At 67.1% G+C, this 20697-nt stretch carries 22 protein-coding genes; 7 read left to right on the top strand and 15 right to left on the bottom strand.

The annotated features are described in order from the left end of the window. Positions 1-41 precede the first annotated feature (41 nt). Genes PJW05_RS04695 through PJW05_RS04660 form a run of 8 tightly spaced genes read right to left on the bottom strand, consistent with a single transcriptional unit; the run spans position 42 to position 7901 of the window. The gene (locus PJW05_RS04695) at positions 42-1058 is read right to left on the bottom strand and encodes a septal ring lytic transglycosylase RlpA family protein (protein WP_271410580.1); all 1017 of its coding nucleotides are present in this window, start codon (positions 1056-1058) and stop codon (positions 42-44) included. A 3-nt stretch (positions 1059-1061) separates the two neighbouring features. Next, complete coding sequence (gene mltB, locus PJW05_RS04690; protein WP_271412165.1) at positions 1062-2051, bottom strand: lytic murein transglycosylase B; 990 nt, start codon at positions 2049-2051, stop codon at positions 1062-1064. 35 nt (positions 2052-2086) lie between these two features. Further along, positions 2087-3232, bottom strand: a complete 1146-nt coding sequence (gene rodA, locus PJW05_RS04685) for a rod shape-determining protein RodA (RefSeq protein WP_271410579.1) — start codon at positions 3230-3232, stop codon at positions 2087-2089. Next, positions 3229-5127 carry a penicillin-binding protein 2 gene (gene mrdA / locus PJW05_RS04680; protein WP_271410578.1) on the bottom strand — a complete coding sequence of 633 codons (1899 nt, stop codon included), beginning with the start codon at positions 5125-5127 and terminating at the stop codon, positions 3229-3231. Before mrdA ends, rodA begins: the two co-directional genes overlap by 4 nt. Positions 5128-5135: 8 nt before the next feature. Next, a complete protein-coding gene (rlmH, locus tag PJW05_RS04675; RefSeq protein WP_271410577.1) occupies positions 5136-5603 on the bottom strand; it encodes a 23S rRNA (pseudouridine(1915)-N(3))-methyltransferase RlmH in 468 nt (155 codons plus the stop codon). A 12-nt stretch (positions 5604-5615) separates the two neighbouring features. Next, on the bottom strand, positions 5616-5969 hold the full coding sequence (rsfS, locus tag PJW05_RS04670) for a ribosome silencing factor (RefSeq protein WP_271410576.1): 354 nt from the start codon (positions 5967-5969) through the stop codon (positions 5616-5618). Positions 5970-5991: 22 nt separating this feature from the next. Further along, on the bottom strand, positions 5992-6636 hold the full coding sequence (gene nadD / locus PJW05_RS04665) for a nicotinate-nucleotide adenylyltransferase (protein ID WP_271410575.1): 645 nt from the start codon (positions 6634-6636) through the stop codon (positions 5992-5994). Then, on the bottom strand, positions 6636-7901 hold the full coding sequence (locus tag PJW05_RS04660) for a glutamate-5-semialdehyde dehydrogenase (RefSeq protein WP_271410574.1): 1266 nt from the start codon (positions 7899-7901) through the stop codon (positions 6636-6638). Before PJW05_RS04660 ends, nadD begins: the two co-directional genes overlap by 1 nt. 270 nt (positions 7902-8171) lie before the next feature. On the opposite strand from PJW05_RS04660, the gene PJW05_RS04655 reads away from it, so the two are divergent. Further along, positions 8172-9401 carry an alpha/beta fold hydrolase gene (locus PJW05_RS04655; RefSeq protein WP_271410573.1) on the top strand — a complete coding sequence of 410 codons (1230 nt, stop codon included), beginning with the start codon at positions 8172-8174 and terminating at the stop codon, positions 9399-9401. A gap of 62 nt (positions 9402-9463) precedes the next feature. Here PJW05_RS04655 and PJW05_RS04650 read toward each other — a convergent pair whose 3' ends face one another. After that, positions 9464-10309 carry a class I SAM-dependent methyltransferase gene (locus PJW05_RS04650; RefSeq protein WP_271410572.1) on the bottom strand — a complete coding sequence of 282 codons (846 nt, stop codon included), beginning with the start codon at positions 10307-10309 and terminating at the stop codon, positions 9464-9466. Between the two features lie 116 nt (positions 10310-10425). Between PJW05_RS04650 and PJW05_RS04645 the strand changes: the two genes are divergently transcribed. Together PJW05_RS04645 and PJW05_RS04640 are read left to right on the top strand one after the other, a co-directional pair. Beyond that, positions 10426-11136, top strand: a complete 711-nt coding sequence (locus PJW05_RS04645; RefSeq protein WP_271410571.1) for a DNA-3-methyladenine glycosylase — start codon at positions 10426-10428, stop codon at positions 11134-11136. After that, the gene (locus tag PJW05_RS04640) at positions 11133-12449 is read left to right on the top strand and encodes a bifunctional DedA family/phosphatase PAP2 family protein (protein ID WP_271410570.1); all 1317 of its coding nucleotides are present in this window, start codon (positions 11133-11135) and stop codon (positions 12447-12449) included. The genes PJW05_RS04645 and PJW05_RS04640 overlap by 4 nt, the downstream gene beginning before the upstream one ends. Before the next feature lie 13 nt (positions 12450-12462). Here PJW05_RS04640 and PJW05_RS04635 read toward each other — a convergent pair whose 3' ends face one another. The 3 genes from PJW05_RS04635 to PJW05_RS04625 are packed head-to-tail and all read right to left on the bottom strand — an operon-like array spanning position 12463 to position 14138. After that, positions 12463-13053, bottom strand: a complete 591-nt coding sequence (locus PJW05_RS04635) for an LON peptidase substrate-binding domain-containing protein (RefSeq protein ID WP_271410569.1) — start codon at positions 13051-13053, stop codon at positions 12463-12465. Between the two features lie 9 nt (positions 13054-13062). Continuing rightward, positions 13063-13779: an LrgB family protein gene (locus tag PJW05_RS04630; protein ID WP_442969205.1), complete on the bottom strand. Its 717-nt coding sequence runs from the start codon at positions 13777-13779 to the stop codon at positions 13063-13065. Next, on the bottom strand, positions 13776-14138 hold the full coding sequence (locus tag PJW05_RS04625) for a CidA/LrgA family protein (protein ID WP_271410568.1): 363 nt from the start codon (positions 14136-14138) through the stop codon (positions 13776-13778). The genes PJW05_RS04630 and PJW05_RS04625 overlap by 4 nt, the downstream gene beginning before the upstream one ends. A gap of 211 nt (positions 14139-14349) precedes the next feature. On the opposite strand from PJW05_RS04625, the gene PJW05_RS04620 reads away from it, so the two are divergent. From PJW05_RS04620 to PJW05_RS04605, 4 genes are all read left to right on the top strand, one after another. After that, positions 14350-14805, top strand: coding sequence for a MaoC family dehydratase (locus PJW05_RS04620; RefSeq protein ID WP_271410567.1), 456 nt, complete (start codon positions 14350-14352; stop codon positions 14803-14805). A gap of 84 nt (positions 14806-14889) precedes the next feature. Continuing rightward, positions 14890-16617: a C13 family peptidase gene (locus PJW05_RS04615; RefSeq protein ID WP_271410566.1), complete on the top strand. Its 1728-nt coding sequence runs from the start codon at positions 14890-14892 to the stop codon at positions 16615-16617. Positions 16618-16645: 28 nt separating this feature from the next. Next, a complete protein-coding gene (locus tag PJW05_RS04610; RefSeq protein WP_271410565.1) occupies positions 16646-17287 on the top strand; it encodes an oxidoreductase in 642 nt (213 codons plus the stop codon). A gap of 84 nt (positions 17288-17371) precedes the next feature. Then, positions 17372-18238 (top strand): MBL fold metallo-hydrolase, encoded by an 867-nt coding sequence (locus PJW05_RS04605; RefSeq protein ID WP_271410564.1) that lies wholly within the window; start codon positions 17372-17374, stop codon positions 18236-18238. A gap of 59 nt (positions 18239-18297) precedes the next feature. On the opposite strand, the gene PJW05_RS04600 is transcribed toward PJW05_RS04605, so the two are convergent. The 3 genes from PJW05_RS04600 to mpl are packed head-to-tail and all read right to left on the bottom strand — an operon-like array spanning position 18298 to position 20573. Next, a complete protein-coding gene (locus PJW05_RS04600; RefSeq protein WP_271410563.1) occupies positions 18298-18588 on the bottom strand; it encodes a YceK/YidQ family lipoprotein in 291 nt (96 codons plus the stop codon). After that, positions 18581-19210 carry a flavin prenyltransferase UbiX gene (gene ubiX / locus PJW05_RS04595; protein WP_271410562.1) on the bottom strand — a complete coding sequence of 210 codons (630 nt, stop codon included), beginning with the start codon at positions 19208-19210 and terminating at the stop codon, positions 18581-18583. Before ubiX ends, PJW05_RS04600 begins: the two co-directional genes overlap by 8 nt. 10 nt (positions 19211-19220) lie before the next feature. Continuing rightward, on the bottom strand, positions 19221-20573 hold the full coding sequence (gene mpl / locus PJW05_RS04590; RefSeq protein ID WP_271410561.1) for a UDP-N-acetylmuramate:L-alanyl-gamma-D-glutamyl-meso-diaminopimelate ligase: 1353 nt from the start codon (positions 20571-20573) through the stop codon (positions 19221-19223). Positions 20574-20697 lie beyond the last annotated feature (124 nt).

The raw sequence follows: 20697 nt of genomic DNA, 5'->3' as shown, positions 1-20697 counted from the left end.
TAATGGTCTGACAGGCCCTTGCGGGCGAATTGTGGAAGCCGTCAGTCCGGCTTCACCAGGGTGGGCTGGCCGAGGTTGGCCAGACGCACGGTGTTCTGCACCTGCTGGGCCTCACCCTGGGTTCCGATCGGCCCCAGGCGTACCCGGTGCAGAATCTGCTGGTTGCGCACGACCGAGCTGATGAATACCGGGGCAGTCACCGTCTCGCTCAGCTTGGCCTTGAGGAGCTCCGCAGCGTCCGGATTGGCGAAGGCGCCCACTTGGAGATACAGGCCAGAGGCTGCGAGTGAATCGTTTTTTTTTGCGTCGATCTGCACGGGCAGGACGGCGGCGGCATGCTGTTGCGGCGGCGGTGTGTACTGCTCGATCGGTGCGCTGGCCACCTGGACCACCGGCTGGGGCTGCGGTTGCGGTTGCGGTTGCGGCTGGCCGGCCATCTTCGGCTGCGCCAGCACCATCGGCACCGGGCGGCCCTGGGCAGCCCACCACTCGTGGGGATCGATACCCTCCACCTTCACGCGGGCGGTGCCGGACTCGGCATAGCCGAGCTTCTTCGCCGCGGCGAAGGACAGGTCGATGATCCGGTCGGAGTAGAAGGGCCCCCGGTCGTTGACCCGCAGGATCACGGTCTTGCCGTTGTCCAGGTTGGTCACCCGCACGTAGCTCGGCAGCGGCAGGGTCTTGTGCGCGGCGGTCATGCCGTAGAGGTCGTAGGCCTCGCCGTTGGCGGTGGCCTGGCCGTGGAACTTGGTGCCGTACCAGGACGCGGTGCCCACGGCCTGGTAGCGCCGCGCATCGTTCATCGGGTAGTAGGTCTTGCCCAGCACGGTGTAGGGATTGGCCTTGAACGCACCGTAGTGCGGCATCGGCACGGCATCGGGGATGCGCGAGACGTCGACGTCCCACCAGGGAGCGCCATCCTTGTGCGGACGCGAATAGTTGCCGGGACCGGAGATCGGCCCGCCGGGTTGGACCGGCTCAGGCGCACGACTGCTCGAGCAACTGGCCAGAAACAATGCTACGGCGCCGTAGACGGCGGCTCTTATCGGTAGTGGCATCGGTTAACGCCCGCCCCTTGCGTTGACCAGAAGTTCGGAAAGCTGATGCACGGACATCGCGTACATCACGCTGCGATTGTAGCGGGTAATGACGTAGAAGTTCGGCAATCCCATCCAGTACTCCGCACCCTCGTCCCCCTCCAGGCGGAAGGCCGTCACCGGCACATCATCGCGCAGTACGTCGCGGCTTGCCCAGCCCAGCGCCCTAAGATCGCCGACGTTCTTCACCGGGTCCAGCCCCTGGGTCAACCCTTCGTCGACTCGCTCGCCGCGCACCTGGGCGCGGCTGACCACCGGGCCACCGGGCACCCAGCCATGGCGCTTGAAATAGCTGGCGACGCTGCCGATGGCATCCACCGGGTTCTTCCAGATGTCGATATGGCCATCGCCATCGAAATCCACGGCATAGGCCCGGAAGCTGCTCGGCATGAACTGCGGCAGGCCCATGGCGCCGGCGTAGGAGCCCTTGAGCATCAGTGGGTCGACCTGCTCCTCGCGGGCCAGCAGGAGGAACTCCTTGAGCTGCTTGCGGAAGAAGTCGGCGCGCGGCGGATAGTCGAAGCCCAGGGTGGACAGGGCATCGATCACGCGGAAGTTGCCGGTGTTGCCGCCGTAGAAGGTTTCGACGCCGATGATCGCCACTATCACCTGGGCCGGCACGCCGTATTCCTTCTCGGCGCGGGCCAGGGCCTCGGCGTGCTGATTCCAGAAGGCCAGGCCTTTCTGGATGCGCGCCGGCGTGATGAAGATCGGCCGGTACTCCTTCCACGGTTTGACCCGCTCGGCGGGGCGGGAGATGGCGTCGAGAATGGATTGCTTGCGCTCCACTTCCCGGAACAGCTCCACCAATTGCTCGCCGGCAAACCCGTAGTCCCGGGTCATCTCGGCGACGAACTCGGCCACCTGCGGCGATCCCTCGTAATCCCCGGAAACCGCCGGCCCGGCTGCCCCCAGCAGTCCGGCCAGGGCGACGCCGGTGGCGCCCAGCTGCATCCACGTGCGCAGTGCTTTCAAATCATTCACTCGTTTCAAACCTGGGCGATCCATTTGCGATGGGTCTGGATCGCCATCAACACCCCAAACCCTGACAGCAGCGTCACCAGATGGGTTCCGCCGTAGCTAATGAAGGGCAGGGGTACCCCCACGACCGGCAAGAGTCCACTGACCATGCCGATGTTGACGAACACGTACACGAAGAAGGTCATGGTCAGGCTGCCCGCCAGCAGCTTGCCGAACAGGGTCTGGGCCTGGGCAGTGATCACCAGGCCGCGACCAATCAGAAGCAGGTAGACCAGCAGCAGCAGGCAGGCGCCCACCAGGCCGAACTCTTCGCCGAGGACGGCAATGATAAAGTCCGTATGGCTCTCGGGCAAAAAATCCAGGTGCGACTGGGTGCCCAGCAGCCAGCCCTTGCCGAACACGCCGCCAGAGCCGATCGCGGCCTTCGACTGAATGATGTTCCAACCGGTGCCCAGCGGATCGCTTTCCGGATCGAGGAAAGTCAGCACGCGCTGCTTCTGGTAGTCGTGCAGCACGAAGTACCACATGGCCACCGCCACCGGCACCACCGCCGCGACGGCGCCGAAGATCCAGCGCCACTGCAGGCCGGCCATGAACAGTACGAAAGCGCCCGAGGCGAGGATCAGCAGGCCGGTGCCAAGGTCGGGCTGTTTCAGGATCAGCACGAAGGGCACGAGGATCAGCACCAGGCTGACGGCGATGTGCTTGAACTTGGGCGGCAGGTTGTGCCGCGACAGGTACCAGGCGATGGTCGCCGGCATGATGATTTTCATGAACTCCGAAGGCTGGAAGCGAATCACCCCCGGAATGTTGATCCAGCGCGTGGCCCCCATGGCCGTATGGCCCATGATCTCCACCACCAGCAACAGGGACACCCCCACCAGATAGGCCAGGGGCACCCAACGCGCCATGAAGCGGGGCTCGAACTGGGCGATGACGATCATCGCGCCGATACCCAGGCCAAAGGAGCTGGCCTGCTTCATCAGCAGCTCCCAGTGCTTGCCGGAGGCGGAATAGAGGACGAACAGGCTGCCGGCCGCGAGCATCAGGATGATCAGCAACAGCCAGCCGTCGATGTGCAGGCGCTGCAGCAGGGTGGCGCGGCGCTTGAGCACGTCTTCCTGGGAGATGGTGCGATCGAAGTTGCTGTTCATCGATTGGCGCTCTGCTGGTCCGCCAGCGGCTGCGGCGGGCGGAACTCGGGTTTCAACTGGCCGTCCTCGCCGAGCAGCCAGGCATCCATGACCTGCTTGACCACTGGCGCGGCAACGCCGGAGCCGGACTCGCCGTTCTCCACCATGACCGCAACAGCGATCTTCGGGTCCTCCGCCGGTGCGAAGGCCACGAACAGCGCGTGGTCGCGGTGGCGTTCCTGGACCTTGGAGCGGTCGTACTTCTCACCCTGCTTGATGGCCACTACCTGGGCAGTACCAGACTTGCCGGCGATGCGATACACGGAAGTGGCGCCGACCTTGTGCGCGGTACCACGCGCGGCATGCACCACCATTTCCATGCCGATGCGGCCGGCATCCCAGTACTTTGGATCGCGCAGGACGATATCCGGCATCGGGTTCGGGTCCACCGGCGGCTGGCCTTCGATCGTCTTGGCCAGGTGCGGGCGAATCCACTTGCCGCGATTGGCCATCAGCGCCACGGCCTGCGCCAGTTGCAGGGGCGTGGACTGCATGTAGCCCTGGCCGATGCCGAGGATCAGCGTTTCCCCCGGATACCAGGCCTGGCGATAGCGTGCGCGCTTCCACTCGCGGGACGGCATCAGGCCGCCGGACTCCTCGAACATGTCCAGGGCCACGCGCTGGCCGAAGCCGAAGCGACTCATGTAGTCATGCAGGCGGTCGATACCCATCTTGTGGGCAAGATCGTAGAAGTAGGTGTCATTTGACCGCATGATCGCGGTTTCCATGTTCACCCAACCGTCCCCGGAGCGGTTCCAGTTACGGTATTTGTGGTCGTAGTTCGGCAACTGGTAGAAACCCGGGTCGAAGACCCGCGAAGCCGGGGTCACCACGCCAGCATCCAGGCCGGACACCGCCACCATCGGCTTGATGGTCGAGCCCGGTGGGTAAAGGCCGCGCAGGACGCGGTTGTACAGCGGCCGATCGATGGAGTCGCGCAGCTCGGCATAGGCCTTGAAGCTGATACCAGTGACGAAGGGGTTGGGGTCGAAGCTGGGCTGGCTGACCATCGCCAGCACGTCGCCACTGGATGGCTCGATGGCGACGATGGCGCCACGACGGCCGGCCAGGGCCTGTTCGGCGGCCTCCTGCAGGCGCACATCGAGGGTCAGCACCAGGTCCTTGCCGGGCTTCGGGTCGGTGCGTTTGAGCACGCGCAGCACTCGGCCACGGGCGTTGGTCTCGACTTCCTCGTAGCCCACCTCGCCGTGCAGTTGATCCTCGTAGAACCGCTCGATGCCGGTCTTGCCGATATGGTGGGTGCCGCTGTAGTTCACCGGGTCGAGTTGTTTCAGCTCCCGCTCGTTGATGCGACCGACGTAGCCCACGGAATGGGCGAAGTGCGCGCCTTGCGGATAGTGCCGCACCAGTTGCGCCACCACTTCCACGCCGGGCAGGCGGAACTGGTTCACCGCCACCCGGGCAATCTGCTCTTCGGTGAGCTCGAAGAGAATGGGCACCGGCTCGAAGGGTCTGCGCCCCTGGCGCATGCGCCGCTCGAACAGCGCGCGGTCGTCCGGGGTCAACTGCAACACCTCGACAATCACGTCGAGCGTCTTCTCCCAGTCGCCGGCCCGCTCGCGGGTGACGCTGAGGCTGAAACTGGGGCGGTTGTCGGCAATGATCACGCCGTTGCGGTCGAAGATCAGCCCACGGGTGGGCGGGATCGGCTGCACATGGACGCGATTATTCTCCGACAGGGTCGAGTGGTATTCGTACTGAATGACCTGCAGGTAGTACAACCGGGCGATCAGCACACAGGTCAGCAGCAACACCGCCACCGCACCGACGACCACGCGCCGCCGCACCAGGCGGGCGTCCTTCTCGTGGTCTTTCAGGCGGATCGGTTGCGGCATGGACGGACTTACTTGTGATAGGGGTGGCCGGACAGCACGGTCCAGGCACGGTAGATCTGCTCGCCGATGAGGATGCGCACCAGCGGATGCGGCAGCGTCAGCGGCGACAGCGACCAGCGCTGCTCGCTACGGGCGCAGACCTCCGGCGCCAGCCCCTCGGGGCCGCCGACCATGAGGTTGACGGTGCGCGAGTCCAACCGCCAGCGGTCCAGTTCGGTCGCCAGTTGCTCGGTGCTCCAAGGTCGACCTTGGACTTCCAGGGTGACGATGCGTTCCCCCGGCTGCACCTTGGACAGCATGGCCTCGCCTTCCTGGCGGATCATCCGCGCCACGTCGGCATTCTTGCCGCGCGTGGTCAGGGGAATCTCCACCAATTCCAGGCTGAGTTCCGGCGGCAGGCGCTTGACGTACTCCTGCCAGCCCTCCTCGACCCAGCGCGGCATCCGCGTGCCGACGGCAATCAGACGTAGACGCAAGGGACGCCCCGCTTACTCGTGGCTGTGATGGGCGCGGCTCTGCTCGGCGCCCTGCCACAGGCGCTCCAGGTCGTAGAACTGGCGGGTGGCGACCTGCATCACGTGCACCACCACATCGCCCAGGTCCAGCAGGGCCCACTCGCCGCCATCCAGGCCTTCGCTGCCCAGGGCACGCACGCCTTGTTCCTTGGCCTTTTCCAGGACGTTCTCCGCCAGGGACTTCACGTGACGGCCGGAGGTACCGCTGGCGATCACCATGAAATCGGTGATGCTGGTCTTGCCACGCACGTCGATGGTGGTGATGTCCTGGCCTTTCAGGTCTTCCAGGGCCGCGATGGCGACCTTGACGAGTTCTTCGTTTTGCATCGGGTTCAACTACCTCAGTGAATCAGTTCGGCGCACGGTACAGGCCGTGCGCATGGATATAGGCCAATACGGCGTCGGGCACGAGAAAGCGCGCCGAGCGCCCCTCCCCCAGCAATTGGCGGATCTGGGTGGCGGAAATCGCCAGGGGCGTCTGCCAGACGAAAGCGATCTGCCCGGACGGTCCCTGCAGCGACTGCGGATCGACCGCGCTGCGCGCCGCCAGCAGGTCGCGCAGGGTTTCCGGCGCTTCGCTGTCGGCATCCGGGCGCTGCAGGACCAGGATGTGGCAATGGTCCAGCAGCTCGCTCCAGCGGTGCCAGCTGGGCAATCCGCAGAAGGCGTCCCAGCCGACCAGCAGGAACAGTTGGTCGCCGGCGTCCAGCTCGGTGCGCAGGGACTCCAGCGTTTCGATGGTCCAGGACGGTCGCTCGCGCTTGAGTTCGCGATCGTCCACCGTCAGCGGCGCGACACCGCTCGCCGCCAGCCGGACCATTTCCAGGCGCTGCATCGCCGACACCCGCGGGGTTTCCCGGTGCGGCGGGCGAGCGCTGGGGATCAGGCGCAGCTCGTCGAAGCCGAACTGCTCGGCCACTTCCAGGGCGCCCCGCAGGTGGCCGATATGCACGGGATCGAAGGTGCCGCCGAAGAGGCCGATACGCTTGCCCATCAGGTGCGCACGTGACCGTCGCCGAAAACCACGTACTTCTCGCTGGTCAGGCCTTCCAGACCAACCGGGCCGCGGGCGTGCAGCTTGTCGGTGGAAATGCCGATCTCCGCCCCCAGGCCGTACTCGAAACCATCGGCGAATCGGGTCGAGGCGTTGACCATGACCGAAGCGGAGTCCACCTCGGTAAGGAAGCGCCGGGCATCGCTGAAGTTCTCGGTGATGATGGCGTCGGTGTGCTGCGAGCCGTAGGTGTTGATGTGCTCGATGGCCTGCTCAAGGCCGTCGACGATACGAATCGAGAGGATCGGCGCGTTGTACTCGGTGCGCCAGTCTTCCTCGGTCGCTTCCAGCACGTCGCTGCCCAGCAGCGCGCGGGTGGCGGCGTCACCGCGCAGCTCAACGCCCTTGTCGCGGTAGATGGCGGCCAGCGGCGGCAGCACGCGGGCGGCGATGCCGCTGTGCACCAGCAGGGTTTCCATGGTGTTGCACGGCGCATAGCGCTGGGTCTTGGCGTTGTCCGCCACGCGGATCGCCTTGTCCAGGTCGGCGGCAACGTCGATGTAGACGTGGCAGATGCCGTCCAGGTGCTTGATCACCGGCACCTTGGCTTCGCGGCTGATGCGCTCGATCAGGCCCTTGCCGCCGCGCGGGACGATTACGTCGACGTATTCCGGCATGCTGATCAGCGCGCCCACGGCAGCGCGGTCGGTGGTTTCCACCACCTGCACCAGCTCGCTCGGCAGGCCGGCATCGGCCAGGCCCTTCTGGATGCAGGCCGCAATCGCCTGGTTGGAATGGATGGCCTCGGAGCCGCCACGCAGGATGGTGGCGTTGCCGGACTTCAGGCACAGGCTGGCGGCATCGATGGTCACGTTCGGCCGCGACTCGTAGATGATCCCGATCACACCCAGCGGCACGCGCATCTTGCCCACCTGGATACCGGACGGCAGGTAACGCATGTCGCGGATCTCGCCGATGGGGTCCGGCAGCGTAGCGACCTGGCGCAGGCCCTCGATCATGTCGTCGATGCGCGCCGGGGTCAGCGCCAGGCGGTCCAGCATGGCTGGCTCCAGACCATTGGCGCGGCCGTTGGCCAGGTCCTGCTCGTTGGCGGCGGACAGCGCGTCACGGGCGGCGTCCAGGGCATCGGCGGCGGCCAGCAGGGCGCGGTTCTTCTGCGCGGTGCTGGCACGGGCGGCCACGCGCGAGGCAGCGCGGGCAGCGCGGCCAAGGCGGGTCATGTAATCGAGAACGGACTCGGTCATGGTCTCGGGTTCTGGCGGAGGGAAAGCGGCTGATTATAGCGGCCGCGCTCGCCCGCGCCCAGCGGCGTCGGGCGGATGGTAGACCGTCCATTCCGCGGCCTTTGACGGTAACGAAGTGAGCCGCCGCCCAGGCGCATCGCGGCCGCGACGGTGACACCCGGCCGCCCCGCCGCCCGAAGGTTGGGTAAACAAAAGTGTCTCCGCTGTTTACCTTCCAATCCCAGTCGCCGCAGAAGCACAAGAACGCGCCGCCGCGCCGGAGCACCCGCCATGCGCTACCAGACCGACTTCGCCCCTTCGCACCTGAACGCCCCGCCCCGCACCCTTCGGCTCGGCCGCTGGACTCTGCATTACCAGGCCTTCTCTCGCTTCGCCGCGGACGGCCGTGAGCCAGTCCTGATGCTCGGCGGCGCTTTCCAGAGCTTTCGCTCCTTCAGCGCCGAGGTGCAGGAACTGCTGCCACGCCATCCGGTGATCCTCCTCGACCTGCCGAGCCAGGGTGGCAATCCGCAACTGGCGCCGGAACTTGCGCTGGTACACCTGGCCGACCTGATCGCCGCCTTTGCCGACGAACTCCGGCTACCGCCGCTGATGCCCATTGGCCTGTCCTACGGCTCTGCCCTGGCGGCACTGTTCGCGGCGCGCCACCCGCAGCGCTGCGCGCGCCTGCTGCTGGCCGGCGTCACCACCTTCGGCCGCCCCGGCGCCCGGCGCCTGCTCGGAGAAGGCCTGGACCTGCTGGGCGAAGGCCGGGTCCTGCCGTTCGCCCAAGGCGCACTGGCCGGCCTTATCAACCCCCTGCGCCTGACGGAAACCGGCATTTCAACGGCGTTCCGCAAATCGCTGTTGCGACAGATCCAGCGTCTTTCCCCGCAGGAAATCGAGCGTTACCGGCAAAATAGCCAGCGCTTGCTGGATTTCCCCGGTTTCGACCATCACCCCGCCTGCCCGACACTGGTGCTGGCCGGCGAGTACGATCACTTCACCCAACCCTGGGAACATGCCCGCTTCGCCGCCGCCTGCACCGATGCCGATTGCGCACTGATCCACAACGCCGATCACCTGGCCCAGTTCGAGCAGCGCGAGGCCTGCGCCAGCTTCTATCGGCCATTCCTGCAAGGCGCAGCGCTGCCCCTGGCCAGCCCGGGCGCCACACGCCTGGCACGCAACCGCCTGACCCACCTGGAGCGGCGCCAGGAGCCGCGCCTGGCGCCGTTGAACCGGCACGGTCGACTGCTGCACGGCGAAGGCGGCGAATGGCCGGTGGAGATCAAGGAACTGGGATTTTTCGGCGCGCTGCTCCAGGCCGACTTGCCCGCCGACCTTCCCTACCGTGGCTGGCGTCTGCAGGCCGGCGACCTGCCGCCCCTGGACATGCTGCCCCTGCGACGGGAAGGCGACAGCCTGGCACTGGTCTTTCCCCATACCGATGCAACCGCCAGCGAGGCCTTGGCCGCGCAGGTGGCGCGAGCCGAACCGCCGTCGGTGGCCTACGCCTGAATCGAACCCACGCGGTTTGAGCGCGCATCTGTTCGCGAATGAGTTCACCTTCGCAGAGGCGATCAGACCCGCGCTTCCACCACCCGCACCAGCGCCGGCCAGGCGTCCTGTGGGGCGGCCGCCACCTCCTTCGGATCATGCAGCCGCACCGCGCTGAAACCGCAGCCGGAGAAGCCCCTGGCGATGGCCGCGTCATCCTGGTAGTGCAGGTAATAGCGACCGCGGGTCAGCCGCCCCACCAGGTCGATGCCCCAGCGCAGTTGGCGGTAGCGCGGATGCTCGCGCAGGTCGGGATAGAGGTCGGTGAGGTAGGTGGCGGCGGGGAAACGGCGGAGTTCGGCGGCCAGACGCGCCCAGAAGGACTCGATCACCGGCAGCTCGAAGTAGTTCACCAGGCCCTCGGTGATCACCAGCACCGGCGCTTCCGGGTTCAGTCCGGAAAACAGCGTTTGCAGGTCATGCGCACCCGATTCGGCGAGGATATCCACAGGGCGCACCTGGTGGCGACTATCCAGCCAGCCCTCCTCGTGCAGCAACAAGCGTTTGCGCGCAGCCATCGGCGGCAGGTCAGCCTCCAGGTAACGCACGTCCGGGTAGCGCACGCAAAAGCGCCGCCCGCGCGGCGACAGGCCACAGGCGATTTCCACCACCTGACGCATGCCCTGCTGCTCGATGGCCTCGCGCAGCAGGGCATCGATCAGCAGGTGGCGCTGCAGCAGGAGGTGCTCGACATCCAGCCCGAAGGCTGTCCGCGCGCCCCAGCTCAGCGGCGCCAGCAAGCCATGGGCGAGGCGCCCGAAGGCGGTGACGAACGGTTCCTCGGCCAGTCGGTGGCGATACCAGACGTAGCCGGTGTAGTGCGCGCTGGGCGTGATATGGGCACTGTCGAGGCGGGCGGCTCGGGGCATGGCAGCGGGACTCTTGTTATCTGGCGTGACGATTCCGGCGCCGACGTTCAGCTTCGGCTCAGCAGGCTTCCGTATAATCGCCAGCCTATTCCCAGCCGGAACCCCGCGACAGCCCCATGTCCCGCGATCCCATCCTAAGTTTGCCCTGGCCCGACGCCCGCCCGCTGCCGGACACCTTTTTCGACCGCGACGCCCAGCAGGTGGCACGGGAGCTCCTGGGTAAGGTCATCCGCCACCGGCTCGACGACCGCTGGCTCTCCGCGCGCATCATCGAGACGGAAGCCTATTACCTGGTGGACAAGGGCAGCCACGCCTCACTCGGCTACACCCACAAGCGCCGCGCGCTGTTCCTTGATGGCGGGCACATCTATATGTACTACGCCCGCGGCGGCGACTCGCTGAACTTCAGCGCCCACGGCGCCGGCAACGCGGTACTGATCAAGTCCGGGCATCCCTGGGTCGACGCCATTTCCCCCGCCGAAGCCCTGTCCGTCATGCAGCACAACAACCCCGACGCCCAGGGCCGGCCGCGCCCCGCCGAATGCTTGTGCGCCGGGCAGACCCTGCTGTGCCGGTCCATGGGCCTGAAGGTGCCGGACTGGGACGGTCAGCGCTTCGACTGGCAACGCCTGTTCGTCGACGACGTCGGCGAACGCCCGGCCGCCATCATCCAGACCGCGCGCCTGGGCATTCCCCATGGCCGCGACGAACACCTGCCCTACCGTTTCGTCGATGCCGCCTATGCCCGCCACTGCACACGCAACCCGCTGCGCCGTGGCCAGGTCGAAGGGCGCGACTATCACCTGATCGAGGACACGCACCCATGAGTCAATGGTTCGACCAGGTCACCGCCTGGCTCGGGGCCAACCCGGAATGGCTTGGCCTGGCCATTTTCCTGATCGCCTGCGTCGAGTGCCTGGCCATCGCCGGCATCGTGGTGCCGGGCGTGGCCCTGCTGTTCGCGGTCGGCGTCATGGCCGGCAGCGGCGCCCTGGAACTCTGGGAAACCCTGCTGCTGGCCTATTGCGGGGGACTTCTCGGCGACCTGATTTCCTACGGCGTGGGCCGGCGCTTCCACCAGAACATCCGCCGCCTGCCACTGCTGCGCGATCACCCGGAGTGGATCGGCGGCGCGGAAAACTACTTCCAGCGTTACGGTGTCGCCAGCCTGCTGGTGGGCCGCTACATCGGTCCGCTGCGCCCCATGCTGCCAATGGTGGCGGGCATGCTGGACATGCCGTTCCCACGCTTCATCGCCGTGAGCATGCTGGCGGCCGCCGGCTGGGCGGTGGCCTACCTGGTGCCGGGCTGGGCCACCGGCGCGGCGTTGCGCCTGCCGCTGCCGGAAGGCTTCTGGGGCGAGGCGGGTGTTGTGATCGTGGTGGTGGTGACGATGCTTGGCCTGATCGTCCACAACACCCTGGGCGAAAAGCGCTGGGCCAACCCACTGGCAGCGGGCCTGTGCCTGCTGGCGCTGGGTGCCCTGCTGGTCGGCTGGCCTTACCTGCAGGCCCTGGACCAGGGCCTGATGGCGCTGGTCCAGGAGCAACGCCACGCCAGCCTCGACCACTTGATGGTGCTGGTCACCCGCGTGGGCGACTTCAAGACCCAACTTCTCGCCGGCGGCGTTCTCGCCACCCTGCTACTGGCGCTACGCCAGTGGCGTCCGGCCTGCTTCGCCATCGGCACCCTGGTGACGACGGCGCTGGCCAACGGCGGGCTCAAGCACCTCTTTGCCCGAGCGCGGCCTGAGGTGCTCGCCGAACCGCTGTCCACCTTCAGCTTTCCCAGCGGGCACAGCTCGGCGGCCTTCGCCTTTTTCCTGGTGCTGGGGATTCTCGCCGGCCGCGGCCAGCCGGGGCGCCTGCGTCTGACCTGGCTGCTGCTGGCCTGCCTGCCGGCCGTGGTCATCGCCCTGTCGCGGGTCTACCTCGGGGTGCATTGGCCCACCGACATCCTCGCCGGCGCCCTGTTGGCGGGGGGCATCGCGGCGGCCGGGCTGGTGCTGATGCAACGCGCCGCCCCGCTGACCGCCATGGCCCCACGGGTATGGCTGGTGATCCTGCCGGCCTGCCTGGCCTTGCTTGGCGCCGTCGCCACCTGGGCGCTGCCGGAGGCGCTGGCGCGCTACAGCTACTGACCCCCGCCACGGGTCAGGCGACGGACTCGCCCTGTAGCTGGTCGAGCAACCCCTGGAGGAAGTCCAGGCGCTCGTCGGGATCGGCCAGGGTCAGCAGATGCAGCTTCTCCTTGATCGGGAACGGCAGCAGGTAGGACAGCTGGTTGGCCAGCGCCTGCTGCCCGTCGACCACGCCACCCATGCCCAGCCCCTGGACCATGGGATGCTCGGCCAACGCATTGAGCAAAGCCGCAAGGTCCGCATGCTCCGGCCGCAACGGCCGTTCGGCGGGTTCGTCGAGCCACTCCACCTCGGCCAGCGTCAGTTGGTCACGCAGGACTTCCGCCTTGCTGACGTGAAATCGCCGGCCGCCTTCCACGCGAATGCCGAGCAGGCCGTTGGGACGCTGCTGCCAGTCACGGATCAGCGCCTCGCAGCCGACGGCGGCGAAGCGGCTGGCCGCCTCGCCCACTTCCTGGCCTTCGAGGATGCACACCACGCCGAACCCCTCGCCCTGCTTCATGCAGCGCCCGATCATGTCCAGGTAGCGCGCCTCGAAGATCTGCAAGTCCAGCGCACACCCCGGGAACAGCACGGTGTTGAGCGGAAAAAGCGGCAGCTTCATGCATCGACCTCAAGCAATCATGGCAACGGCGAGCGGCAACAACACCGCGGTGGCGACGCCCATCAGGCTCATCGCCAGGGCGGCGAAGGCGCCGCATTCCTCGCCTTCCTGCAGTGCCCGGGCCGTGCCCACCGCATGGGCGGTGAGCCCCAGGGCCATGCCCTGCGCAGCCGGATGGCGGACACCGCAGCGGCGCAACAACTCCGGTCCCAGTATGGCGCCAAGCACGCCGGTGATCAGCACGAATACGGCCGCCAGCGCCGCCACCCCACCGAGCTGTTCGGCCACCAGCATGGCGATCGGCGAAGTCACCGACTTCGGCAGCAACGTCATCAACACCATGCGCTCGGTGCCGAACCACCAGCCCAGCAGGGCTACCGACAGCGTAGCGAAGAGCCCGCCGAACACCAGCGTCAGCAGCGTGGGCCAGAACAGCTGGCGAATCCGCCGCAGGTTGAGGAACAGCGGCACCGCCAGGGCCACGGTGGCCGGCCCGAGGAAGACTGTCAGCAGAAAGGTGCTCTCGCGGTATTCCTGGTAGCTGATGCCGAACGCCAGCAGCACGCCGATCAGCAGCAGCATGGACAGCAGCACCGGCTGCAGGAAGACCCAGCGGGTCTTCTCGTAGGCGGCCAGCGCCAACTGGTAGGCCGCAAGGGTCACGCCGAAGCCGAACAGGGGATGGTGCACAACGGCCTCGACTGCCGACTGCCACTGCAGACTCATGCGTCCTCCCGGCGATGCGCCTGACGATCGATGAGTTTCTGCATCAGCCAGCCGGAGAACAGGAAGGCCCCCAGCAGCGACAGCACCAGGACGCCGACTATCGCCCAGAAATCCGCCCAGATGGCCTCGGCGTAGACCATCACGCCCACCGCCGGCGGCACCAGCAGCAACGGCAGGTAGCGCAGCAGGCTGCCGGCCGCCAGGCTCAAGGGCTCGCTCACTTCGCCCCGCGCCAGCAGATAGAGGAACAACAGCACCAGGCCGATGATGGGCCCGGGCAGCATGGACAGGAACAGGGCGTTGAGCCCGCTGCCGATCAGTTGGAACAGCACCAGCCAGGTCAGTCCGCGCAACAGCATGAAAATCTCCACGGGTCAGATCCGGCCGGGCGGCCCTCGGCCGGGACGCGGCATTATAGGCTGGCCCGCCGCCCTGCTATAACCCGCCATTCGCAGGGGGCATGCCGTCTTGACCGTCCTCGTCCGGCATGTTGATCTACGCCCTGCACGCAAGGGAGGGGCGAAGCCCCGATCAGAAGAATTACAACACTGCATCCACGGAGGATGACGCATGGCGTTCGTACCAGTAGCGGAACTGAAGAACTACATCGGCAAGGAGCTGGGCCACTCGGACTGGGTCACCATCGACCAGTCTCGCATCAACCAGTTCGCCGAATGCACCGAAGACCACCAGTTCATCCACGTCGACCCGGAACGCGCCAAGCAGACGCCCTTCGGCGGCACGATCGCCCATGGCTTCCTCAGCCTGTCGCTGATCCCGAAGCTGATCGACGGCCTGCTGGTCCTGCCGGAAGGCGCGAAGATGGTGGTCAACTACGGCCTCGACACCGTCCGTTTTATCCAGCCGGTGAAGGTGGACTCCCGCGTGCGCCTGGCCGTGAAGGTCATGGACGTCACCGAGAAGAACCCCGGCCAGTGGCTGATCAAGGCCCTCTGCACCCTGGAAATCGAAGGCCAGCAAAAGCCCGCCTACATCGCCGAGTCGCTCAGCCTCTGCTTTGTCTGAGTGACCGCCCGTCGCCAAAAAAGCCCGCAATCGCGGGCTTTTTTGCGCCACACTGAATGGCAGATGCCAGGACAAGGATTTTCGATGAAGCCGCTTCTGCCCCTGACCCTCGCCCTGCTGCTCGCGGCCTGCGGCGAGGGCGAGCCTCTGACCCCGCCGGACGCCCGCCTGCCCGACGGCTCCCGCTATCGCGGCGAGCTGGTGGACGGCTTGCTGCAGGGGCCGGGTCGCCTGGACTACGACAACGGCACCTGGTTCGAGGGCCAGTTCAAGGACGGCCAGCCCGAAGGCCGTGGCGAATGGCACGGCCCCAACGGCCTGGTCTACATCGGCGAGTTCAAGTCCGGCCTGTTCCACGGCCAGGGCAGCCTCAGCTACGGCAACGGCACCACCTATGAAGGCGGCTTCGCCCACAACCAGTTCGACGGCGAAGGCACCCTGCGCCAGGGCGGCGCCACCTACCGCGGCCAGTTCCGCAATGACCAGTACCAGGGGTTCGGCAGCCTCGAATGGCCCGACGGCAGCAACTACCAGGGGTTGTTCCGCGCCGGACAGCCGAATGGTGAAGGCGTGCGCACCGATGAAGCCGGCAACCGCTTCAGCGGCCGCTTCGATCGCGGCCAACTGCAGGGCCAGGGGGCCTACCAGGGCGAAGACGGCTCCCACTACATCGGTGAGTTCAAGAACAGCCTGTTCGATGGCAAGGGGCGCTTCACCAGCGCCGACGGCGATGTCTGGAGCGGCACCTTCAAGGAAGGCGCCCTGATCGGCCAAGGCGAGTTCATCGGCGCCGACGGCAGCCGCTACACGGGGCACTTCAAGCATTGGCGATACCAGGGCGAAGGCACCCTGTCGATGGCCGACGGGGCCCGCTACCAGGGCCATTTCAGCGCTGGACTCTACAATGGCAGCGGTCGCCTGACCCAAGCGGACGGCAAACTGGAAGCAGGCATCTGGCAGGACGGCACACGCATCCGCGACGAACAGGGCAAGGCCCTGCCCGACCCGCTGGAGATTGGCCTGCTGGCCCAGGGCCGACTGCTCGAGCAAGCGCTGGACGCCCTGCCGACGTCCACCCCGCACGTGGAACTCTACTCCGTCAGCGTGGCCGGCGACGGCCGCCAGAGTGTGTTCCTGCGCGAAGCGGACTACGTGTCGAAACTGCTGGCCGAGCGCTTCGGCGCCCATGGCCAGGTCACCCTGGTCAACCACCGCGAACACATCGCCGACCGCCCGCTGGCCACCCGCGAAAGCCTGTCCCGGACCCTTCAGGCCGTCGCCGCGCGCAGCGGCCCGGAGGACCTGGTGTTCATCTACCTGACCAGCCATGGCTCGCCAACCCACGAGCTGGCCCTGGAACAGCCCGGCCTGCAACTGGGGAACCTGCCGGCGCAGGAGCTTGCCAACCTGCTCGCCCCTCTCAAGGACAGGTACAAGGTGCTGGTGATCTCCGCCTGCTACTCCGGCGGGTTCATTCCCCCACTGAAGGATGAGAAGACCCTGATCATGACCGCCGCCCGCTCCGACCGCGTGTCCTTCGGCTGTTCCGAGGAGAACGATTTCACCTACTTCGGGCGCGCCCTGTTCGCCGAGGCCTTGAGCGAGACCGACGACCTGGAACAGGCCTTCGGCATGGCCAGGGACAAGGTCGCCGAGCGCGAGAAGGCCGACGACTTCGAAGCCTCCGAGCCGCAGATCTGGGCCCCCAAGGCCGTCACGGCCCGCTGGCACGCACTGCGCGAGCAACAGGCGGAACAGGCCCTGACCGCCCAGCGCGCGGCGCCCCCCGACAAAACCGTGCCAAGCCACTAAGCTCAGCTTGTATCAGCGGAGAAACATCATGTACCTGACGCCCCAGCACGCATTGCTCGCCGGCGCCACTGGATTGACCGGCGAGCACCTGCTCGACCGCCTGCTCAACGAACCCACGGTGGCCCGGGTCCTGGCCCCGACCCGGCGCCCTTTGGCCGAGCATCCACACCTGCTGAACCCCGTCGGCCCACTGGGCGAACTACTCCCGCAGCTTCAAGGACAGGTCGACGTCGCCTTCTGCTGCCTGGGCAGCACCCTCCGCCAGGCCGGTTCCCGGGAAGCCTTCCGTGCGGTGGACCTGGACCTGGTGCTGGCCTTCGCCCGGCGTGCGCGCGAGATGGGCGCGCGGCATTTCATCGTGGTCAGCGCCATGGGCGCCGACCGCGCGTCGTCGATCTTCTACAACAAGGTCAAAGGCGAGATGGAGGAAGCGCTGAAAGCCATGGACTGGCCGCAGTTGACCATTGCCCGCCCATCCCTGCTGATGGGTCCCCGCAGCGAGTTTCGTTTCGGCGAACGCCTGGCCGCAACCTTCCTGCGCTGGCTGCCGGGCAAGTACCGGGGCATCGACGTCTGCACCCTGGCGCGCGCGCTCTGGCGCCTGGCGCTGGAGGAAGAGGACGGCGTGCGCATCATCGAGTCGGACGAACTGCGCCGACTGGGGCGCTGAACGCACGCCCGGATCACCGGGGCTGGGCAGCGTCCCGGGCAAGGTTTAGCCTTGGCGCCTTGCCATCGAATGCGAACCCCAGCCATGCGTACCCTCACCACCCTGCTCGGCAACAGTCAGAAACTCGACGGCGGCGCCATGTTCGGCAACGCCCCGCGTGCCCTCTGGGAGCGCTGGATGACACCGGACGCCGAGCACCGCATCGACCTCGGCTGCCGTGCCCTGCTGGTCCAGGAGCCGGGCCGCAACGTCTTGGTGGAAACCGGCATCGGTGCCTTTTTCTCCCCCGAACTCAAGCAGCGCTTCGGCGTCCAGGAAGAGCGCCACGTGCTGCTCGACAGCCTGGCCGCCGTGGGTCTCGGTGACGCCGACATCGACGTCGTTCTGCTCACCCACCTGCACTTCGACCATGCCGGCGGCCTGCTTGCCCCCTGGGAAGACGGCCAGCCGCCGCGCCTGCTGTTCCCCAGGGCACGCTTCGTCACCGGTCGCCGCCAATGGGAACGCGCCTGCAAGCCCCATCCCCGCGACCGCGCCTCCTACATCCCGGAACTGCTCGACCTGCTGGAAGGCAGCGGCCGCCTGGAGTTGATCGAGGAAGGCGGCAACAGCGAAAGCCTGGGCGCCGGCTGGCGCTTCCACTGGAGCGACGGCCACACCCCCGGCCAGCTCCTGCCGGAAGTGGACATGCCCGATGGCCCGGTGCTCTTCAGTGGCGATCTGATTCCCGGTGCGCCCTGGGTGCACCTGCCAATCACCATGGGCTACGACCGCTTCCCCGAGGGTCTGATCGAGGAGAAGCAAGCCCTGCTGGCCGACCTGCTCGAACGCAATGGCCGACTGGTCTTCACCCATGACCCGGCCGTCGCCATGGGCCGCGTGGTGCGCGATGCCAAGGGTCGCTACGGCCTGGTCGACAGCCTTGCCGAGGTGCGTGGCCTGGCCGCCTGAGACAGGGGGCCGGGCCGGCGCCACAACGGCCAATGCGCTCGCTCAAATGGACTTAGCCTTCAATACCCGCCGCTAACCCCCAGCCCCACACCCAGCTCCGCCGCCACTGCAAAGGGCAGCAGCAGGGTATCGAGCAAGGCGCTGGCCGGCAGGTCGAGTGCCGGGTAGGCCGGCGCCTCGACGCCGAAACGATCGGCCGGGCAGCAGCCACCATTAAGCGCATACCAGTCCAGGCGGGTGCCGGAATAGATGATCGGCGCCCCGGGCTTGGCGGCGTTGAGGGTGCCGACGCTGGCGCACCCTTGCAGCAGGAACAGCGCCAGCAGGAGCGCGGCGAAAGGCTTAGTCATCGACGCCCTGATGGTGCTCGCCCCAGCGCGGCAGCATGTCCTGGGGGATATCCAGCAGGTTGAGGATGCGCGCCACCACGAAGTCCACCAGGTCGTCGATGGTCTGCGGCTGGTGATAGAAGCCCGGCGACGCCGGCACTATCACCGCGCCCAGGTTGGACAGCTTGAGCATGTTCTCCAGGTGGATGCTGGAGTACGGCGCCTCGCGCGGCACCAGGATCAACGGGCGGCGCTCCTTGAGGGTCACGTCGGCGGCACGCTCGATCAGGTTGTTGCAGGCGCCGGTGGCGATGGCCGAGAGGGTGCCGGTGGAACAGGGCACCACCACCATGGCCGCCGGCGCGCCGGAGCCGGACGCCACCGGGGACATCCAGTCTTCCTTGCCGTAGCAGCGGATCTGCCCCGGCGCGGCGCCGGTGTATTCGCTAAGGAAGGCCTGCATGGCCTGCGGCTTGGCCGGCAGGGTCACGTCGGTTTCGGTGGCCATCACCAACTGCGCGGCCTTGGAAATCAGGAAATGCACCTCGCGGTCTTCCTGGATCAGGCAGTCCAGCAGGCGCAGGCCATACTGGGCGCCGGAAGCGCCGGTCATCGCCAGGGTGATGCGGGAAGGTCCGCTCATGACCCGCTCCTTACTCTTCCAGGGCCTTGGCCAGCTTGCCGTGCAGGCCGCCGAATCCACCGTTGCTCATGATCACCACCTGCGCGCCGGGCACGGCGATCGCCTTCACCTCGGCGATGATGCTCTCCAGGGAGTCGCAGACCTGGGCCGGCACCGGGCAGGCCATCGCGGTGGCCGCCAGGTCCCAGCCGAGGTTCGGCGGTGCGTACCAGAACACCTGGTCGGCCAGCTTCACCGACTCCGGCAGGCCGTCGCGGTGGGCACCGAGCTTCATGGAGTTCGAGCGCGGTTCGATCACGGCGATTACCGGGGCGTCGCCCACACGCTTGCGCAGACCGTCGAGCGTCGTGGCGATGGCGGTGGGATGGTGGGCGAAGTCGTCGTAAAGGGTCACGCCCTTCACCTCGGCGACCTTCTCCATGCGCCGCTTGACGCTCTTGAAGGCCGACAGGGCGGCGACGCCCAACTCCGGGACCACGCCGACATGGCGGGCGGCGGCCAGGGTGGCCAGGGCGTTGGCGACGTTGTGCTGGCCGGTCAGTTCCCAGTCCACGGTGCCGGCGATGGCACCTTCGAATGCCACCTCGAAGCGCGAGCCGTCCTCGGCCAGCAGGCGCGCCTGCCATTGGCCGCCTTCGCCGGTGGTCTGCACCGGGGTCCAGCAGCCCATCTCCAGCACCCGCGCGAGGGCGCCTTCGGAAGTCGGGTGGATGATCAGGCCTTCGCCGGGAATAGTCCGCACCAGGTGGTGGAATTGCCGTTCGATGGCCGCGAGGTCGGGGAAGATGTCCGCGTGATCGTATTCCAGGTTGTTGAGGATCGCGGTGCGCGGGCGGTAGTGGACGAACTTGGAGCGCTTGTCGAAGAAGGCGCTGTCGTACTCGTCGGCCTCCACCACGAAGAAGGGCGTGCCGCCCAGGCGCGCGGACACGCCGAAGTTCTGCGGCACACCGCCGATCAGGAAGCCCGGGCTCATGCCGGCATGCTCCAGCACCCAGGCCAGCATGCTGGTGGTGGTGGTCTTGCCGTGGGTGCCGGCCACCGCCAGGACCCAGCGATCCTGCAGCACATGGTCGGCCAACCACTGCGGGCCGGAGACGTAGGGCAGGCCCTTGTTCAGTACATGCTCCACCGCCGGATTGCCACGGGACAGGGCGTTGCCGATGACCACCAGGTCCGGCGCGGGTTCGAGGTGAGCCGGCTCGTAGCCTTGCATCAGTTCGATGCCCTGGGCCTCCAGCTGGGTGCTCATGGGCGGGTAGACATTGGCGTCGGAACCGGTGACGCGGTGGCCAAGCGCCTTGGCCAGCACCGCCAGCGAACCCATGAAAGTGCCGCAGATGCCGAGGATGTGGATATGCATGGATGACCTCTGGAACGGGCCGCCGGGGCCCGAAAAAAACTTGTCGCAGGTTAGCACAGCGGCCCCGTCCGACGCCCGCCAGGCGGGAGCGGTCGCGCATCGCCGGCGTTCGACCGCGGCCATG

This window comes from Pseudomonas sp. Q1-7 (assembly GCF_028010285.1).
Lineage (GTDB): Bacteria > Pseudomonadota > Gammaproteobacteria > Pseudomonadales > Pseudomonadaceae > Metapseudomonas.
Note: the sequence above shows the minus strand (reverse complement) of the source record. Positions and strands in the feature narration are given on the sequence as shown.

Coding starts and splice junctions, on each gene's coding strand:
- PJW05_RS04695 (WP_271410580.1), bottom strand. CDS start 1,058: ATGCCACTACCGATAAGAGCCGCCGTCTACGGCGCCGTAGCATTGTTT.
- mltB (WP_271412165.1), bottom strand. CDS start 2,051: ATGCAGCTGGGCGCCACCGGCGTCGCCCTGGCCGGACTGCTGGGGGCA.
- rodA (WP_271410579.1), bottom strand. CDS start 3,232: ATGAACAGCAACTTCGATCGCACCATCTCCCAGGAAGACGTGCTCAAG.
- mrdA (WP_271410578.1), bottom strand. CDS start 5,127: ATGCCGCAACCGATCCGCCTGAAAGACCACGAGAAGGACGCCCGCCTG.
- rsfS (WP_271410576.1), bottom strand. CDS start 5,969: ATGCAAAACGAAGAACTCGTCAAGGTCGCCATCGCGGCCCTGGAAGAC.
- nadD (WP_271410575.1), bottom strand. CDS start 6,636: ATGGGCAAGCGTATCGGCCTCTTCGGCGGCACCTTCGATCCCGTGCAT.
- PJW05_RS04660 (WP_271410574.1), bottom strand. CDS start 7,901: ATGACCGAGTCCGTTCTCGATTACATGACCCGCCTTGGCCGCGCTGCC.
- PJW05_RS04655 (WP_271410573.1), top strand. CDS start 8,172: ATGCGCTACCAGACCGACTTCGCCCCTTCGCACCTGAACGCCCCGCCC.
- PJW05_RS04650 (WP_271410572.1), bottom strand. CDS start 10,309: ATGCCCCGAGCCGCCCGCCTCGACAGTGCCCATATCACGCCCAGCGCG.
- PJW05_RS04645 (WP_271410571.1), top strand. CDS start 10,426: ATGTCCCGCGATCCCATCCTAAGTTTGCCCTGGCCCGACGCCCGCCCG.
- PJW05_RS04640 (WP_271410570.1), top strand. CDS start 11,133: ATGAGTCAATGGTTCGACCAGGTCACCGCCTGGCTCGGGGCCAACCCG.
- PJW05_RS04635 (WP_271410569.1), bottom strand. CDS start 13,053: ATGAAGCTGCCGCTTTTTCCGCTCAACACCGTGCTGTTCCCGGGGTGT.
- PJW05_RS04630 (WP_442969205.1), bottom strand. CDS start 13,779: ATGAGTCTGCAGTGGCAGTCGGCAGTCGAGGCCGTTGTGCACCATCCC.
- PJW05_RS04625 (WP_271410568.1), bottom strand. CDS start 14,138: ATGCTGTTGCGCGGACTGACCTGGCTGGTGCTGTTCCAACTGATCGGC.
- PJW05_RS04620 (WP_271410567.1), top strand. CDS start 14,350: ATGGCGTTCGTACCAGTAGCGGAACTGAAGAACTACATCGGCAAGGAG.
- PJW05_RS04615 (WP_271410566.1), top strand. CDS start 14,890: ATGAAGCCGCTTCTGCCCCTGACCCTCGCCCTGCTGCTCGCGGCCTGC.
- PJW05_RS04610 (WP_271410565.1), top strand. CDS start 16,646: ATGTACCTGACGCCCCAGCACGCATTGCTCGCCGGCGCCACTGGATTG.
- PJW05_RS04605 (WP_271410564.1), top strand. CDS start 17,372: ATGCGTACCCTCACCACCCTGCTCGGCAACAGTCAGAAACTCGACGGC.
- PJW05_RS04600 (WP_271410563.1), bottom strand. CDS start 18,588: ATGACTAAGCCTTTCGCCGCGCTCCTGCTGGCGCTGTTCCTGCTGCAA.
- ubiX (WP_271410562.1), bottom strand. CDS start 19,210: ATGAGCGGACCTTCCCGCATCACCCTGGCGATGACCGGCGCTTCCGGC.
- mpl (WP_271410561.1), bottom strand. CDS start 20,573: ATGCATATCCACATCCTCGGCATCTGCGGCACTTTCATGGGTTCGCTG.